Below are 17,106 nucleotides of genomic sequence, written 5' to 3'. Positions count from 1 at the left end.
GATCGATCGGTCGATGTCCTCAGTTGTTGTGGGTGCCGACGATCTTGTCGCCCTCGAGCTTGGTGAAGGGCACGAAGGGCACGATCTTGCCGTTGTAGATGTCCGAGCGGGCGACCTGGATCGCGCCGTCGGCGGCCTGCTCCTTGGTCACCTTGAGGATGCGCTGTGCGCCGGGCGGGCCGACCGGGATGACCATGACGCCGCCCGGCTTCAGCTGCTGCAGGAGCGGCGGCGGGATATGGTCGATGCCGCAGGTGACGATGATCTTGTCGAACGGCCCGGCCTCCTCCCAGCCGTAATAGCCGTCGGCATTCTTGGAGGTGATGCCCTTGAACTCGCCGTAGCCGCGTTCGATCAGGGCGTCATAGATGCCGCGGGTGCGCTCGGCGAGCGGCTTGATGATCTCGATCGTCCAGACCTTGTCGGTCAGATAGGCGAGATAGGCCGACTGGTAGCCCGAGCCGGTGCCGATCTCGAGCACCTTCTCGCCCCACTTCACGTCGATCGAAGTGGTCATCTTGCCGACGACATGGGGACCCGAGATGGTCACGCCGAAGCCGATGTCCAGGAAGGCATGTTCGTAGGCGCGGCCGAGATTCTGCTTCAGGACGAACTCTTCGCGCGGCGTCATCAGGAAGGCGCGCTTGTTGCGGGCGTCGAGCACGTCCTTGTTGGCGACCATGACCTGGAACCGGTCCCAGCGCTGGCCGAGATATTTGGCGTCCTCGGCCCGGTTCTCGGCCATCCATTTGACGAACTTCTCGCGCCCGTCCATCGGCGGCATCACGTCCTGGCCGAACGGCGTCGGCAGGGCCGCGGCGAAGGCCGGTGCGAATCCGAAGCCGGCCGCCGTGGCCGCCGTCGCGCCGAGCAGGAAATCACGTCGTTTCAAAGTCTCTCCCCCATGCCATGGCCCGCCGGTTCTTGCCGCCGGCCGTCGGGACGTTAACGAAGTGTGATCGAGACACGCCCCGACAACAAGTGAGGCACGCAACCTGCCGCGGCGTTCCGTACTCCCTGGCGCAAGCGCGCCACAGTGGGCGAAGGTCTTCCTAAGAGGCTGCCCAATGCCCCGATGGGTCATGGTACCCATTCCTGGCCGACAGCAATAAATAGTTGCAGAATGCGCATATTGTTTCTTTTGCATCGCAACGCGACGTCGTCGCTTTGGCGCCCGGTGAATCATGTGAAAGTGCGAGTGTAGACCGGAGAAAAATCACTTTAGAATTTCAAACCTCGCGCTTTGGTTGGCCAACTCTGGTAAACGGAGCCAGATCACGTTCGGGAATTGCGGGCGTCCCGCGAAATTACGATAGTTTTCTGAATCGTAATAGAAAGTATCCTAATATCGAACAGCCACTAAACTTCAGTGTATACAATTTTTGGCGAGATATGAACATGAATCTTGGCACAAGGCATTAACAGTAACGGCGTGCACCGTGCCTAGCGGCGGTCGATATCCTGCAATGCGTATTGACAGTCGGGGTTGGATCATTAACAAATTGGCAATCAGATGGTATTTTTGCGATAAGGTCTTGGTGATGAGTTTCCGCGACCCAATTCCGTCGCAACCTATTTCGGGTAGCGAGGCGATACGTGTCGTCAATTCAAGAGCAGGCACTCGGAATGCCTCAACGGAAGGGTACCGTGATGCTGCGGTGCGATATCGGTGGTCCCCGGAATGGCTGGTAGCCATTACGCTGATTGCGGATTTTTCCTTCATCGTGGTGTCCATCGAACTCTCCACATTGCTGTCGGACCTGTTCGCACGTGGCGCTGTCGGCGATCTCATTGGCAATCTGGCGTTGGGGGCGACCTTCGCGGCCGTCTTCATCGGCATTTTGGCGCTGCGTGGCGGGTACAAGCTGGACACGCTCCGGCATAGCCGCCACCAGGTCCGGCTTGTGGCGGGCGCAGTCTGCATTGCCTTCTTCTTGATGGGTTGGTTCGCCTTCCTTTCGAAGACGACGGCCACTTTCTCCCGGCTCGATCTCACCGTGTTCTTCGTGGTCAACCTGATCGGCCTCACAGCCTTGCATTGGTCGGTTTCCGGGCTCCTCAATTCGAAACTGGCGAAAGGCGAGCTTTCGCTGCGGCGTGCTGTCGTGATTGCTGACGGACGGCAGCGCAATGGCGACGATTTTCAAGATCTCCTCCGCCGCAACGGCATTGAGGTGGTCGAATTGATCGAGGTTTCGCCTAGCCAGTTTCGCCGCGACGATTACTCTTTGGTCTGCCGTCATGCCTTGGAGCGGGCACAGGGGGCGCTGTCGCACGCCCAGGTCGACGGCGTCTTTCTGTTCCTCGGCTGGAACGATCGGCGCGCGATTGACGAGATGCGGGTCGCGCTCTCGGGGCTGCCGGTCCCAGTCCATCTCTTCGCCGATGTCGAGACCGAACGGGTTCTCCGGCGCCGCCATCTGTCCGTCGGCGGCATGCACGGCTACGAGTTGCAGCGCGCTCCGCTCGATTTGGTCGATCGGACCCTGAAGCGCGTCTTCGATGTCGCCGTGTCAGTCGCCGCGCTGCTTCTTTTGGGGCCGCTGATGGTCCTGATCGCCTGTGCTATCCGGGTCGAAGGCGGCGGCACGGTGATCTTCCGTCAGAAGCGGAAGGGTTTTGGTGGGCGACCGTTCTACATCTACAAGTTTCGCACGATGACCTGCACCGAGGATGGGGCGGTCGTCACCCAGGCGACGCGAAACGACCCGCGCGTGACCCGTATCGGGGCCGTTCTCCGCAAGACCAGTGCCGACGAATTGCCGCAATTCGTCAACGTGCTGATGGGGCACATGTCGGTCTGCGGGCCGCGGCCGCACGCTATCGCGCATGACAATCTCTACGATCGGATCATCGCCCGCTACGCCTTCCGGCATCATGTCAAGCCCGGCATCACCGGATGGGCGCAGGTGAACGGCTATCGTGGCGAGACTCGCGATACCGCCAAGATGGAAGCGCGGGTCGAACACGACATCTGGTACGTCAATAATTGGTCGATCTGGCTCGACGTGCGGATTCTGCTGCGCACCTTCCTGTCCGGCTGGGTCAGCCCGGACGCCTATTGAAGCCCGATCGCAAGGATCGTCATCCGCCCACGATTTCCAATTTCAACCGTTCCGATCCGAGGAGGCCGAGGCACGTGTTGGCAGCAGCGCTGAAGAAGCTGATCCATCGGCCGGTGGTCTATCCGCCAGCTCCGGCCGGTCAAATCATCTACGTGGTCGGTGACATTCACGGCCGCGCCGACCTGCTTCGAATGAGCCTCGAACGTATCGACCGGGACTACGCGCTGCGTTCGCATGAGGGCGAGAAGATCGAGGTTTTTCTTGGCGACTATGTCGATCGCGGGCCGGCCACCGCGCAGGTGATCGCGACGCTGATCGAGCGGGCCTCCTGTGCCCAAACCGTTTTCCTGAGAGGCAATCACGAGCAGATCATGCTGTCCTTCCTGGCGGAGCAGGTCTCCCTTGAGGAATGGGCAACGCTCGGCGGATTGCCGACCCTGCTGTCCTATGGGGTCTCCGTTCGTCCGAAGGACATGGCCAAGGTCCAGACGGCGGCTTGGCGCGCGATTCCAGACGACCACAAGCTGTTCCTTTCCCGTACGCACTCCTATTGCCGGTTTGGCGCCTATCTTTTCGTGCATGCGGGCATACGGCCGGGGGTGGCGATCGAAGCCCAGCGCGAATCGGATCTCTTCTGGATTCGCGAGGAGTTCCTCAACTTCCCGAACGATTTTGGCTTCGTCGTCGTGCACGGTCATACGCCGGTGCCGCAGCCCGACTTCCTGACCAATCGCGTCAATATCGATACCGGCGCCTTTATCACAAACAAATTGACCACCATTCGAATTTGCTCCCATGGCGTCTCGATCATAAATTGAAATATTTGATGAAAAAACTAGTATTCTTTACTAAATAATACAACCACTTGATGTGGATCGTGTTGAAATTTGACGCATTTTTGTCGACCTAGACTGAAAAAGAATTATTTTTGGACGATAGCCTGAATCTTACTTGGCATCCCTGCTCACAAAATGTGCGACATTTTGAAATCCTGGGCGGACTGTTCTGTGCCTTGAGGGCAACAGCTCCGTCGGAATGGTGCCGACACTGGAGAATCCATTTTGCGGATCCTGCGCCGTTCGGTACGGTTCGTCGCCGAGGTAATTGAGAGTTTTGCGGATGGCAATTGCAACAAATCTGATTCTGCGAGGCGCCTCGATTGCCGTCCTGGTCGGGGGGCTCATGGGGTGCAGCATGTTGCCTGCTGCGGGGCCGGGTGATGGGGCCATCGAAGGTGGCGCATCGGCGAGCGTGAAGAGCGCCGATGCGGTGGCGCTAAAATATGCCTTGGTCGATATCGGTTCGGGTATTCTCGATTTCCTGACCGATCCCGGGCCTGGTTCGCTCTATGGCAGCTTCGGCGGCGGGCGAGGTCCGTCTCCCGAGCTCCAGATCGGCGTCGGCGACATCATTCAGGTGTCGATCTTCGAATCGGCTGCCGGCGGCCTGTTCATTCCGAACGAGGCGGGCAGTCGACCTGGCAATTTCGTCACCTTGCCGCAACAGACGGTCGACAAGGCCGGCTTCATCTCCGTGCCCTATGCTGGCCTGATCAGGGCGGGCGGTCGGACCTTGGCTCAGGTGCAGCGGGAGATCGAACAGAAGTTGGTCAATCGCGCGATCGAGCCGCAAGCGATTGTGGCGCTCGTCGACCAGCGCTCGAACGAAGTCACCGTGGTCGGCGATGTCGGCGCGCCCAAGAAGCTGACATTGAACGCCGGTGGCGACCGCATGCTGGATGTGATCGCCAAGGCTGGCGGCATCGTGCATCCGGGCTACGAGACCTATGTCACTCTGCAGCGCCGCGGCAAGCGCGCAACTGTTTTCTTCAATTCCCTGATCGAGAGGCCGGTCGAGAATATCTTCGCGGTACCCGGTGACACGATCTACGTCTATCGCGAGCAGCGTGCCTTCCTCGCCTTTGGCGCGACTGGGCTGAGTGGTCAGTTCAAGTTCGAGCAGGAACGGCTCAATCTGTCCGATGCCGTTGGCAAGGCCGGCGGTTTGATGGACGATCGCGCGGATCCCGGCCAGGTCTTCGTCTACCGCGTGGAGAACCGTGCGGCGCTCGAGAAGATGGGTGTCGATCTGGCGCCTTTCGATCCGGATCAGAAGAAAATTCCGACCATCTTCCGCACGAATTTCCGCGATCCCTCGTCCTTCTTTGCATCGCAGAAGTTCCCGATGCGGGATGCGGATATCGTGTACGTTTCCAATGCGGATCAAGTCGAGTTGTTCAAGTTCCTCTCGCTGGTGACTGGTGTGACCGGGGCAACGGCGCAGGTTGGCAGTGATGCCGCATCTGTTAAGAGTTCGATCAGGACGCTTCGGAGGTGAACGACCGTGCCTGCCGCTCGGGCTTGAGAGCCCCTACGCGCCATGCTATTCTTGCTGAGCTTTGGAGGGTTCTATGTTCAAGCGTACCGCATTGTCGACAATGCTGGCAGGTTTCGTGGCGCTGCCTTTCGTGAGTTTTGATGTGGCGGCTCAGGCGGTCAAGCCTGAGGCCAGCAATGGCTGCATCAAAGGTGCAGTTCGTGCGTCCGAGGCGGCCATCAAGGAATTTCTGGCGAAGCCGGAGTCGCTCTTGGCTCGGCATCCGGTCGGAGGTCTGCCGATGACCACTGAGGTGCGCAATCTGGTTGCCACCGATGTCGGGACGGCCGAACTGATGGCGGGTTTGGTCAAGAAGGGCAATTCCGGACAGAAGGCGTCGATCGGCGCCGGGTCGTCGCAAGCGGTTCAGGTTTGCGTCCGCGAGCGCCCTGATTTGGCGACCCAATTGCAAGCTTTGTTCGGTCAGATCTCGGACCGTGAGTTCTCGGTGGCCTTCCTGTCGGGCTCGAACGCCTTCGATTCGGCGTCGCTCGGCGCTGCGGGCGTCGGAGGTGCCATCGGCGGCAGCATTAACGGTGGTGGCAGTTCAGGTGGTGGTGGTAGTGGTGGCGGCTCTGGCGGTGGGTCGAATACTACAGCAAGCGGTGTTGGAAGCTATTCGCTTGGTGGTGGCGGGTCGAGCTTCACCGATTCCCGCTCGGTCAGTCGTACGCGCTGACCTTCGCTTTTCGGCAAGACATCTCATCGTTGTGACGGGCTGACGGAGTGGTCGCTCGATGTTGAAGCCTGCCGGTTCAAATGATGTCCATGCGGGGGTGGTTGAAGATCTCCGGGAGCCTGCCAGCGTTATCCAGTTCGATCAGTTGATTGCCGCGGCGCGTCGGCAGTATCGGTTTGTGCTGTTTTTCGCCTTGCTCGGCGCCGTCGTCGGGATAGGTTATGCCTTGACGGCGGTTCCCTGGTATTCGGCGTCGACGCAGCTTCTAATCGACAGCCGCAAGGGTAAGGATCCCGATCCGACGGGGTCGATCGCAGAGCTGCAATTCGACACCGGTGCGATCGATAGCCAAGTCGAGGTTCTGAAATCCGAGCGCATCGTCACCGCCGTCATCGCTAAGGCGGGGCTCGCTGATGATCCTGGTTTCCAACGCGCCACGGGCTCCTTGTTCAGCAATCTGATGGGCGCGATCCGGCAATCGCTCGATATCAAGAGCTGGTTTGGCTCGGATATCGAGAGCGACACCGAGGTGCGCTTCGCCAAGGAACGCCTGCTGATATCGACGCTGACCAACAATCTGGCCGTCAAGCGCGTTGCGCGAACCTATGTGCTGTCGATCGAGTTCTCCTGGCCGGATGCAAACCGTGCCGCGGAAATCTCGCGCGCTTTCGCCGATGCCTATCTGGATGACCAGCTCGAATCCAAGTTCGACGCAACCCGGCGCGCCACGGAGTGGCTGTTTGCGCGCATTCAGGAGTTGAAGGCCAAGGCTCTGGAGACCGACATGGCGGTCCAGCGCTTCAAGTCGGACAAGGGGCTGGTCAAGTCTGGCTCCTCCGGACAGCTGGTCGGCGAGCAGCAACTCAGCGAATTGAATAGCCAGTTGATTGTTGCCCGTGGCGAGACGGCGCGGGCCGAAGCGAAGTATGAGCGGATCAAGTCGATCATCGATTCCGGTCAGGCCGATGCCGCGGTCTCCGAGGCGCTCGGTAGTCCTGTGATCATCGATCTGCGCAACAAGTATCTGAAGGCCTCGAAGACCGAGGCTGAACTGTCCGCCCGGCTGGGACGCAACCACATACAGGTCGTCTCGCTGCGTACCGAGATGCGCGAATACGAACGGCTGATCTTCGACGAACTTGGCCGGATTGCGGAGAGCTATAAAAGCGAACAGGAAATTTCCCGGTCCCGCGAAAAGGCGCTCGAGGAAGGCCTGTCCGGCCTGGTCGGCGCCAATGCCGGGACCAACGAGACCCTGGTTGCGTTGCGCGAACTGGAGCGCGAAGCGGACACATACAAGAATCTCTACCAGGCCTTCCTCCAGCGCTATCAAGAAGCCGTCCAGAAGCAATCCTTCCCTATCACGGAAGCGCGTGTGATCACCGCGGCATCGCGGCCGCTTGTGCCGTCCCATCCGAAGAAGAGCCTTGTGGTCGCTCTCGCCACGATCCTCGGATTGGGATTGGGCCTCGGGATCGCGGCGCTGCGCGAGATCCGAGACCGCGTGTTCCGCACGGGTCAGCAAGTGCGCGACGAGCTCGGCCTCGAATTCCTCGGCTTCCTGCCGGCCGTGACAGCGTCGCAGTTGCGTAGCATGCACCCGACGTCGACCGATCTCGCCTCAACCGGCCTGCCTCCCGTGCTCGCGAACGGCGTGATGCGTTATTCGGTTGGCTCGCCGCTTTCCGGTTATGCCGAGGTTCTGCGCTCCGCCAAGGTCGCCGCCGACATCACACTCGGCGGACATAAGCCTAAGATCATCGGGCTGGCTTCCGTGTTGCCCAACGAGGGTAAGTCGACGACATCGAAGAATCTCGCTTCCCTGGTCGCGCATCTCGGTGCCCGGACCTTGTTGATCGATGCCGACTTGCGCAACCCGGGCCTGTCCCGGTCGGTTGCTCCAGAGGCCCGTCAGGGACTGGTCGAAGTGCTGATGGACCGCATCCCCTTTCGAGAACTTCTGTTGCACGAAGCCGAAACCGGTCTGGACCTGTTGCCGACGGTGTCACGTCGCGACATCTCGCATACCAGCGAGTTGATTTCGTCCGTCGCCATGCAGGCCCTATTGCAGGATGCCGGGCAGGACTACGACTACATCTTTGTCGATCTACCGCCTGTCGGGCCGATCGTCGACGTGAGGGCAGCGGCCCGCCTGTTCGATGCCTTCGTCTTCGTGGTCGAGTGGGGCCGGACGGCGCGCCATGTGGTCCGCGCGACCTTGGAGCACGAACCTGTGATCTATGAGAAGACAATTGGCGTGGTGCTCAACAAGGCCAATCTCGCCGGTGTCCGTCTCTATGAGGATTATGGCTCGCGCGACTACTACTATGGCAAGTATAAAAAATACTATCGTGATCGGTGATGACCGTCCCCGTCCTTTTTGGTAAATGCATAGCCCTCACGATCGCCGGAGCTGTTGCTTGGCAGGCCGCAGACATGATGGCTGCTACGGTTCTCGCGACGCCTGATGTTGATCTCGCTGCCCGGATAGAGGACGGCGCCCTGATGGATCAGGATGCGCTGGACCGGTTCGACGCGGCGTATCCGGAAGCGCGGCTCGATGGCCTGTGCGATGCGCGGATCCGGCGGGCGCGCGTGACGATCGCACTGGCGCGGCTCGATCTCGCTGTCGCGCAGGGCAATCTGGAACGGCAGGATGGCGCCCGCGTCACTGCGCTCGATACGACCCGCCGCCTGATTGCCTGTGTTCCGACCGACGGCAATGCTTGGCTGCGCCATGCCATGGTGGCGACTTCAGCGCTGGGGCTGACGGCAGACGTGATGGAAAGTTTTGCGCAGGCAGACCGCTTGGCCCCCTTCGAAGGCTGGGTCCTGCGCGGCCGGCTGCCCTTCTACGCCGATCTCGCTTCGCGCGGGCTCGAGGCATTCCGCGAGCCCGCGCGTCGCGATTTTCGGCTCCTGGTCGAATTCGGAATGGATCGCGCCGGCGTTGTCAAAGCCGTCCAGCGCTGGCCGGACTTGTTCAAGGAGACCTATCTGGCCCTGCTCGCCCGGATGAAAGAGCGTGAGCGGCGGCGGCATTATGCGGCGGCCGATCAGGTGGAACTGGATGTCGGGCAGCCGAAGCGGCCGGGCGAGATCGTCCCGTTCCTCGATCCGCCCGGGACCGGGGGCGTGCGTCCATGAGCATGCCGGAGCCCAGTTCGGCGGCAGCGCAAGGAGTTACCCAGCCGCGCCTCTCGGCGGGGAGGGGGCATACCGCGGCAGTCCCGATCGGCCAGCGGTGGGGCGAGTATCTTTATTTCACGTCGATCGTGTTGGCCGTGGTGCCTTTCGGTGCCGTCCACGCCATCCCGCTTGGCTTGTCGGCTGTCGTCACGTGCCTAGTTCTGGTGCTTTCGCTGGGTCGTGCCGTGACCAATCCGGCCATTGGCCGGCTGATCGTGCAGGCGGCCGGCGTCGCTGCTCTTCTGACCGGATGGCTCCTTGTGCAGAGCCTATCGGCTCCGGATATCCTGCCGAGCCATCCGGCCTGGCGGAGCGTTGAACGCGACTTCGGGGCGATCGAGCCTTCGATCTCGATAAACCCCAACGCGACCGCCTGGAGTCTGATCGACCTTGCGACGCCGTTCCTGTCCTTCGTGTCAGCTCTGATTCTATTCGGCAACGATACGGCTGCGGCGCGTTTGTGGCGCTTCCTTCGGCTGTTCGGTCTCTGCGTAACGATCTTCGGTCTGGCGCAGTTCCTGATCCTGCCAAATACGATCCTGATATTCGAAAAATGGACCTATCAAGGCTCGCTGACGGCAACCTTCGTCAACCGCAACAGCGCGGCGACCTTCCTGGGCCTCGTCGCTCTGCTTTGGTTTGCGGAGTTCCTCGGCGCCATGCGCAGGCTTTCCTGGCGAGATCTGGCCGAGCGTCTGGGTGCTTTCCGGTGGGGCGGGGAGGACGGTCTTGCAACGGCACTGCGGGCAGCTCTTGCCACTTTCTTGAGCCTGGGGGCCTTGTTTTTGAGCACCTCGCGTGGCGGTTTCATCGCCACAGCAATCGGCTTCTTGGTCGTGTTCATTCAGATGAGTCGTGGCGCGCCAACCGATCGAGCCTCTTCGCGCTGGCATGGGCTGGCGGGGCTGGGGCTTATTCTTGCGGTTTTCGCGTTGTTCGGTGGATTGGCCCTGCAGAGGTTGCAGGTGCAAGGCGCCGACGACAGCCGACTCTGCGCCTATCTTTCGACCCTGTCTGCGATCCGCGACAACTGGCTGTTCGGAACCGGCTTCGGGACCTTCGCGGACATCTTCCCGCTCTATCGGGATCCCGCCTGCGCCAGTATCGAAGGCGTATGGGACCGAGCCCACAACAGCTATCTGGAGGCGACGCTGGGCCTCGGCTTGGGCTTTGTCGTCCTTCTGGTCTTCGTGGTCGGGCGACTGGTGTCGATCCTGCGCCAAGGTATCGCATCGCGTCGGCGCAATCGGCATATCGTCGCCGGCGGATTCGGCGCCCTGGCACTGGTCGCAAGCCACGCCCTGGTCGATTTCTCCATCCAGATCCACGGCGTGGCGATGTATTGGGTTGCCACGATGGCTGTGTCGACGGCTATTGCTCTCGGTCGGTCTCGTGTCGTATAAGAGAAGTTCGAGATAATGGAGCACGGATGGGTAGAATGAACGCCAATCGATGAATATGGGACTATGTTTGTGAGGGCTGGATTTGTCGGAGAATGGTGCGGGTCAACGGTGGTATGCGGTTTACACCTTGCCGAACAAGGAGCCGTTAGCGCGTTTCCACATCGAGCGACAGGGTTGGCGCGCGTTTCTTCCTCTCATCGAAAAATCCCGCCGCCACGCCCGTCGCATCGAAACCGTGCGCGCTGCGCTGTTCCCGCGCTATCTCTTCGTCAGTCTCGATGTGACCCGCGACCGCTGGCGTTCGGTTAACGGCACCACCGGCGTTGCCTCGCTGGTGATGTTCGGAGACCGCCCCCTGGCCGTTCCTGAAAGCTTGGTGAAGGCACTCGCCGCCTCCGTCCGTCCTGATGGTGTCATAGAACCCGACTACGGCTTCCAGCCGGGCGATCGCGTCCGCCTGACTGCCGGTCCCCTGGCCGGCGGCATCGGCGAACTCCTCAGCCTCGACGCCAAAGGCCGCGTCGAATTGCTGTTGACGCTCTTGAACGGCAACACACTTCGCGCCCGCGTGGCACGAACCATGCTGCAACCGGTTGCCTGACGGCATTTGCCGGGTGACTTATCGCCGGTTTTTGGGTGGGTGAAAGGCGTTTCACCCTGATGGCGGTAGCATGGGAATTTGTGGCACGGGCATGAGGGGTTTTTTATGTGTTTGATATGCGGCGTTATCGAGCGTGAGGCGGTTGTGTTTTGCAACTGAAGCGGCCCTCGATTCCGAGGGTTTGAGCCAAGATTCAGGGCATAAAGCGTGTATTGGCTTTTTCAACTATAGATTGAATTGCGCGTATAGTCGGGTTTCGGAAATATAGCTCCAAATAAGTCTTAAAATTCGGGTGCTTAACGCTCGTTTGGAATAATTCACCGACCGTGATGAAGTAGTTCCTCCAGGTGCGTGGGGGACTCTCCGTCGTTTCTGAATTGGCTTTAGGTGAGAGCTGAGGCTCTTTCACGAGCGATAACCGGATCGAATGTGGTTCCGGTTTCGAGCATGGCTCAGGCGACGGCGATGAGACGGTCTCCGACGGAACGCAGGGCGCGGGCGTGACCGTGACCGCGCTTGCGGAGTGCGGCGTACTTGGCGCGGCTTCTGGGGTCGTGCTGTACGGCGCGCGGGACCAATGGTAGACGGCGTTGGCGAGGCGCTGATGGGCGGCCTGTCGACGTTGGACGATCTTGGACTTGCCCGATCGTTTGGTGACCGGTGCGACCCCGCACAGGCAGCGCAACGCGTGATAATCTCGGCGCTGCAGGGCCTCCCAGGCTTCTGCCAGCAGCGTGGCGAGGACGACCCTTCCGACGCCCGGCAAGGATCTGAGGATCGTCACGTCACGCTGCGCCCCGCCCTGTTGCACCTCGTCCTGCCCCGGTTCGCCGGGCTCGGCATCCGCTCGCGCCTGCGCCATGCGTTCGGTCAGGCGGTCGAGCCTGGTCTCGGCTTCGGCATTCTGGCGGTTGACCAGATCGAGCCGCTTGGCGAGGGCTTGGACATGGGCGACGGCGGCCTCGGTTGTGCCCGGTGCGACCAGAACGGCGGTACGGCGCAGCCGCTCGAGCACGTCCGCAGCTGTGAAGCGGCGGATGCGGTGGCGCTTGAGCAGTCGGGCGACGGTCTCCTCGCGCACCCTCCGCGCCTTCTCGGGCGTGGGAAGGAGCGCCCACAGGTCGAGAAACCAGCCGGCCGCGACATCGTCGGCGAGGTCAAGGACCTGCGGATAGTAGCGCCAGAGCTGTTCGCGGACGCGGTTGCCCAGTCGGTTGCGCTCGGCCCGCAATTCCTCAGCCATGCGCGACCACTCCCGCAGCTCGACCAGCACCGGGTCGAGCGGCGCGAGCCGGCGGAAACACCGGCGGTCGGTCCTGAGCGCGTCGGCCAGGACCTCCGCATCCCGGCTGTCGTCCTTGGCACCGGCGGGCGAGAAGCGATCCCGGAAGCGATCGAGTTGCTTGGGATTGATGGCGTGGACACGGAAGCCGCGTTCCAGGAGGCTTTCCACCACGGGACCGTGGGGGACCTCGATCGCCACGTCGATCCCGTCCGGCTCGACGCCGGTCACGGCAACGAGCCATCCGGCCATGTCGGCCAGGCCCTCGCCGCCATGGGCAAAGATGCGCTCGCCGGCCTTGCGGCCCCGTAGGTCCGAAATTCTCACCGCATGCTGCCCCCCAGGTGCTCGAATCACAGGGGGCAATCGGTCGCTTACGGCAGATCGATCCGATCCAATCAGATTAGTCGAAACGGATCGAACTGAGAGGTGCATGTAATAATGCGTAAGACATAGAGTATTCAGACGCTTTTCATGCGACCGAGATCTACGTTTCGGGTGACGGCATTTGCCGTTTAATTTTTTCAATGTTGTGTGGGCTATGTATTTAAAGCCGCACAACGGCTTCGCTATTTATCGATTGACTATTTAAGTCAGATATATTTATGCTGCCAAAGACTACGAATCAAATCAACTCCGCTGAAATCCGTCTCTAATACAGCTGAGTCCAAAATCCGCTATAGAGTAGCCTCTCCAATTCCGGGCTTTGCGGTAGACCTCGCCGACCGCCGCACATTTTTCTGCCTTTAGTAGGATGGAGGTCTCCTACGCTGCCGTGAACTTCGCGCCAAAAGCCAGCGAAGTTAAACATTCATTGTCGGGTGCTGTCTTTCGCTCCGATTCGAAAAAGAAATTTCAACCTTCGAACGGCGCACAAAGTGCGCTGTTGGTGTGTCTCTTTGTGTATTGTGCGAGGAGTTGCGATGAAAAAGAACTCTGATTCCCAAAGCCGAAAGACATCTAACTCATCTAATGCCTGCGTATCTCTATTGAATAAGATGAAATATAACTTCTAATTGCTGCGAATGCGCTCCAGAATGATCGGAGGCTATGAGACAGCAAGAGCATGCACTGTCGAATTGAAAGAAATTATAGATCTATACGAAAAATGCACTGGTAAATATGTAAAGGAATCGAATGTTGTCGAAGTGGGATTTGGTGCGCGACCGCATCGTGCATTTGCATTTACTGCGTTCTTTGCTGCTGTCGAGGCAATCGACATTGATGTTCCGGTTCTTAATTTTAGAGATATACTGCGGGTTTTTGTAAAAACGACATGGAACGTGGTCTGAAGAGCTCTGTCCGTCATTTGCTATTTGATAGCTGGCAATGGAGCGATTTTCATCGTGGCATGAAGGAGTATTGTGTTGAGTATAATCTAGAAGAGGTCAATTTCACTATTGGCAATTCTGGTGAAATATTTACTTGGCAGCGGATTGCGTCAGCCGATCGTGTTTTTCGACTGACGTATTCGAACATACTCCTCTTGAAAACCTGCACTGTCTTTTGCGGAATATTCGTCAGAAATTGACGCCGGGCGGAGTTGTAATCACGCGACCGTTCATCTTTACTGGAATTTCAGGTGGCCATGATTTGAAATGGTATCCACATAAAGTAGATGGCAATTGCGCCGCGACTGCTTGGGAGCATTTGACTAATCCAAATTTCACCTTGAATACGTATTTGAATCGTTTACGGCGTGGTGAGTATCGTAAATTATTCGAGCAAGCCGGATTTACAATAGAAACTGACGAGCAAATGTTTGGAATGCGTGGTGTGCAGCATCTTACGATCGATAAGCGTAGAATGCTCGAAGGATATGATGAATATGAGCTCTTTTCAAATCGAGTAAAATTTATTTTGAGAAAGATATAAATTGTATTAGTCTGTATATGCATTTTTGAATTATTATATACAGCGTTCATACAAAGAAAATTGCAGATAGGTACATTTCGAGAGTCGAATGTTATAAGAGTCCGTCCGGGAACATCATGATGGATTACAGAGCCTTCGCAGCATGAGTCGAATGGAGGCGAGGCGCAGGAATGCGAGGGATTTCCGGTCGAGGCACTCCCAGTCCTTGGCCAGTCGCCGGCATCGGCCGAGCCGGGCGAAGGAACGCTCGACCACCCAACGTCTCGGTAACACGACGAAGCCCTTGGCCTTGTCGGTGCGCTTGACGATCTCGACGTTCACCCGGGCGACGACCCTCTTCAAGACCCGACGAAATGCCGGTCCCTGGAAGCCGCCGTCGGCGTAGAGCTTCATGAGGAACGGGAACAGACCGAACAGGCTCGCCATGAGCAGGACGCCGCCGTCGCGGTCCTGGACGTCAGCAGCGTGCACGATCGCATGCATCAGGAAGCCCTGCCTGTCGACGAGGATGTGGCGCTTCTTGCCCTTGATCTTCTTGCCCGCGTCGTAGCCCGAAGGATCGATCGCGGCCCCCCTTTTTCTGCGCCTCTCACGCTCTGGCTGTCGATGATCGCCGCGGTCGGGCTGGCCTCGCGCCCGGCCTGCTCGCGACATTTCACGTAGAGCGCATGGTGGATCGCACCGAACGTGCCGTCGTGGCTCCAGCGCTCGAAATAGTCGTGCACGGTCGAGCGCGGCGGCAGGTCCTTCGGGATCGCCCGCCACTGACAGCCGGTGGAGAGCATATACATCAGCCCGTTGACCACTTCGCGCTCGTTCACCCGGCGCTTGTTCCCGCCCGGCTTGGCCCGCGGGATCAGCGGTTCGACCAGAGCCCACTCCGCGTCGGTCAGGTCGCTGGGATAGCGCAGCTTGCTGCGGTCGTAGCGACTGCGGTTTTCGTCCGTCCACATCGGCGACCTCCCCGAGAATCAGGCCACCTCCCTTGAATCACAAACGATTCCTATCACTCAATATGATTGCGGACGGGCTCTGATAAGACCCCAATAAAGCCCTAGTAAAAAAGAGATATCCTTATGAATTCCAGCGCCTGGCGAGATCTGATAGGCACGATCACAAGTCCTTTCGTGGGGGTGCTCAAGTCGGTCTCTTGCGCCCGACCCGTCGTTCGGAATCTTGGGTCCAATGTTTTCGGCTTTTTGGTCGCGATCTTTTTTCAAGTCATAACAGTTCCAGTGCTGTTGATGTGCTGGGGTAGCGAGATCTACGGAATCTGGATTTTGGCGTCGACAATTCCTGCCTTCATCGCAATGAGTGACGTCGGCCTTACGACTTCCGCCACCAGCTCGATGATAGAGAAGATCACCGCTAAGGATCGCGCCGGCGCAAATACTATTTTTCTGACCACATTCTTCAGCCTCGCCGCAATCGCTATCGTGCTTTCGGTAATCGCCATCTTTCTGATCCAGGGCGTCATCTTACCCGACCTGCATTTTAGCGACGGTTATTTGGGGGTGCGGTCAGTTGTCACGCTTCTCATCTTCTTTGGCGCGGCCGCACTGATAAGCGCCGCGATCCACGCGGGCTTCTGCGCATTTGACCGCTACGCCACCGGCACGATGCTGCTAAGTGGGATCCGGCTTGTCGAAAGCTCTTCGACAATTTGCGTGGCGCTGGCGGGAGGCTCGCTGATCGATGCTGCGGTCGCTCTTGTTACCATCCGCGCGCTGTCGGCAATCGGGCAGGGCCTGCTGCTATTTCGCTTAGTGCCATGGCTGCAGTTTAATATTCGCGGATTCTCGAGGCAGGTGCTGGAGGCGCTATTGCGGCCGTCGATCGCCACGATGGCGATGCCCGCTGCGCTAGCGGTCTATCTCCAAGGCGTGCCCTTGGTCATCGGGTTGGCGATATCGCCCGCTATGGTTACGCAGTTTACAGTGATTCGGACGATGTCGCGCTTCCCTATGCAAATCCTCAGTATGTTCAACCACGCTATCCTTCCCGTAACGGCGCGCGCACATTTCGCAGGTGACCTCCATTCGATCGAGAAGTATGTTGGCCTTACGATCCTGAGCAGCGCCGTTGTCGGGGTGGGATCCGCTCTCTTTCTTAGTGTCTTCGGGTCGGGCGTTATCTATTTATGGACCAATGGGCGGATCGTCCCCGAACCGGTGCTGCTTTTTTCCCTGGTGGCTGTGATGGCCGTGAACGTGGTTTGGCACCCGCTTTCGAATCTTCTGATGATCGTCAATCACGCAGCAGCGTACGCGCCGCTGTTCCTGGCGTTGACGGCGTTCGCAGTGCTCGCGGTACTCGCGGTTCTGACGGTGTTCGGCGTTTGGGCGATCGCAATGCCGCTGATTGCGCTCGAACTTATCATGCTGGCCATTGTGCTGCGTGGCATCGGATTAGTTCTGTTCAAGCAGCGTAACGCTAGAGAGATTTTTCTGGCGATTTGGCGAGCCACGTTGGAGGCGTTTTAAAAATACAGTCCTGCAGGAATTTGAAGAATTAAAATCGTTTGTAATTGTGTAGTGGGCGCCAATTCGTTGGAAGCGACGATGTGGAAACCGGAGTTACATATCTCCTATACTTAGAAGGTCCCGCGCTATCTAGTTTGACGTTGCCCCACTGGG

At 59.0% G+C, this 17,106-nt stretch carries 13 protein-coding genes; 10 read left to right on the top strand and 3 right to left on the bottom strand.

Annotated elements, in window-relative coordinates; all coding sequences use genetic code 11:
- Positions 1–19: 19 nt before the first annotated feature.
- Positions 20–892, bottom strand: a complete 873-nt coding sequence (locus ABB55_RS06425) for a protein-L-isoaspartate O-methyltransferase family protein (RefSeq protein WP_054358070.1) — start codon at positions 890–892, stop codon at positions 20–22.
- A 649-nt stretch (positions 893–1,541) separates the two neighbouring features.
- Here ABB55_RS06425 and ABB55_RS06420 point away from each other — a divergent pair.
- From ABB55_RS06420 to nusG, 8 genes are all read left to right on the top strand, one after another.
- A complete protein-coding gene (locus ABB55_RS06420; protein ID WP_244472153.1) occupies positions 1,542–3,065 on the top strand; it encodes an undecaprenyl-phosphate glucose phosphotransferase in 1,524 nt (507 codons plus the stop codon).
- A gap of 74 nt (positions 3,066–3,139) precedes the next feature.
- Positions 3,140–3,883, top strand: coding sequence for a metallophosphoesterase family protein (locus ABB55_RS06415; protein ID WP_244471982.1), 744 nt, complete (start codon positions 3,140–3,142; stop codon positions 3,881–3,883).
- Between the two features lie 301 nt (positions 3,884–4,184).
- A complete protein-coding gene (locus tag ABB55_RS06410; RefSeq protein WP_054358067.1) occupies positions 4,185–5,402 on the top strand; it encodes a polysaccharide biosynthesis/export family protein in 1,218 nt (405 codons plus the stop codon).
- Between the two features lie 73 nt (positions 5,403–5,475).
- Positions 5,476–6,120: a hypothetical protein gene (locus tag ABB55_RS29585; RefSeq protein ID WP_152981948.1), complete on the top strand. Its 645-nt coding sequence runs from the start codon at positions 5,476–5,478 to the stop codon at positions 6,118–6,120.
- Between the two features lie 58 nt (positions 6,121–6,178).
- Positions 6,179–8,482, top strand: a complete 2,304-nt coding sequence (locus ABB55_RS06405) for a GNVR domain-containing protein (RefSeq protein ID WP_083463406.1) — start codon at positions 6,179–6,181, stop codon at positions 8,480–8,482.
- A complete protein-coding gene (locus ABB55_RS06400; RefSeq protein WP_152981947.1) occupies positions 8,482–9,267 on the top strand; it encodes a tetratricopeptide repeat protein in 786 nt (261 codons plus the stop codon). The genes ABB55_RS06405 and ABB55_RS06400 overlap by 1 nt, the downstream gene beginning before the upstream one ends.
- Positions 9,264–10,712, top strand: a complete 1,449-nt coding sequence (locus tag ABB55_RS06395; RefSeq protein ID WP_054358064.1) for an O-antigen ligase family protein — start codon at positions 9,264–9,266, stop codon at positions 10,710–10,712. The genes ABB55_RS06400 and ABB55_RS06395 overlap by 4 nt, the downstream gene beginning before the upstream one ends.
- Positions 10,713–10,794: 82 nt before the next feature.
- The gene (gene nusG / locus ABB55_RS06390) at positions 10,795–11,313 is read left to right on the top strand and encodes a transcription termination/antitermination protein NusG (RefSeq protein WP_276326398.1); all 519 of its coding nucleotides are present in this window, start codon (positions 10,795–10,797) and stop codon (positions 11,311–11,313) included.
- Between the two features lie 193 nt (positions 11,314–11,506).
- On the opposite strand, the gene ABB55_RS28775 is transcribed toward nusG, so the two are convergent.
- On the bottom strand, positions 11,507–12,922 hold the full coding sequence (locus tag ABB55_RS28775) for an IS110 family transposase (RefSeq protein ID WP_244471981.1): 1,416 nt from the start codon (positions 12,920–12,922) through the stop codon (positions 11,507–11,509).
- Positions 12,923–13,632: 710 nt separating this feature from the next.
- Between ABB55_RS28775 and ABB55_RS29580 the strand changes: the two genes are divergently transcribed.
- The gene (locus tag ABB55_RS29580; protein WP_152981946.1) at positions 13,633–13,887 is read left to right on the top strand and encodes a hypothetical protein; all 255 of its coding nucleotides are present in this window, start codon (positions 13,633–13,635) and stop codon (positions 13,885–13,887) included.
- 697 nt (positions 13,888–14,584) lie between these two features.
- On the opposite strand, the gene ABB55_RS28770 is transcribed toward ABB55_RS29580, so the two are convergent.
- A protein-coding gene (locus ABB55_RS28770; RefSeq protein WP_152981944.1) for an IS5 family transposase occupies positions 14,585–15,423 on the bottom strand; the annotation gives its coding sequence in 2 pieces (ribosomal slippage) (positions 14,585–15,039 and positions 15,039–15,423; 840 coding nt in all).
- 123 nt (positions 15,424–15,546) lie between these two features.
- Between ABB55_RS28770 and ABB55_RS06370 the strand changes: the two genes are divergently transcribed.
- Entirely contained in the window at positions 15,547–16,953 is a 1,407-nt protein-coding gene (locus tag ABB55_RS06370) for a lipopolysaccharide biosynthesis protein (RefSeq protein WP_152981943.1), read from the top strand.
- The last annotated feature ends 153 nt before the right edge of the window (positions 16,954–17,106 follow it).

The organism is Prosthecodimorpha hirschii (assembly GCF_001305515.1).
Lineage (GTDB): Bacteria > Pseudomonadota > Alphaproteobacteria > Rhizobiales > Ancalomicrobiaceae > Prosthecodimorpha > Prosthecodimorpha hirschii.
This window is presented reverse-complemented; position numbering and strand designations above follow the sequence as displayed.

Excerpts from the sequence above, each read along its gene's own strand:
- ABB55_RS06420 (WP_244472153.1), top strand. The coding sequence starts at position 1,542 with ATGAGTTTCCGCGACCCAATTCCGTCGCAACCTATTTCGGGTAGCGAG.
- ABB55_RS06410 (WP_054358067.1), top strand. The coding sequence starts at position 4,185 with ATGGCAATTGCAACAAATCTGATTCTGCGAGGCGCCTCGATTGCCGTC.
- ABB55_RS29585 (WP_152981948.1), top strand. The coding sequence starts at position 5,476 with ATGTTCAAGCGTACCGCATTGTCGACAATGCTGGCAGGTTTCGTGGCG.
- ABB55_RS06405 (WP_083463406.1), top strand. The coding sequence starts at position 6,179 with ATGTTGAAGCCTGCCGGTTCAAATGATGTCCATGCGGGGGTGGTTGAA.
- ABB55_RS06400 (WP_152981947.1), top strand. The coding sequence starts at position 8,482 with ATGACCGTCCCCGTCCTTTTTGGTAAATGCATAGCCCTCACGATCGCC.
- ABB55_RS06395 (WP_054358064.1), top strand. The coding sequence starts at position 9,264 with ATGAGCATGCCGGAGCCCAGTTCGGCGGCAGCGCAAGGAGTTACCCAG.
- ABB55_RS29580 (WP_152981946.1), top strand. The coding sequence starts at position 13,633 with ATGATCGGAGGCTATGAGACAGCAAGAGCATGCACTGTCGAATTGAAA.
- ABB55_RS06370 (WP_152981943.1), top strand. The coding sequence starts at position 15,547 with ATGAATTCCAGCGCCTGGCGAGATCTGATAGGCACGATCACAAGTCCT.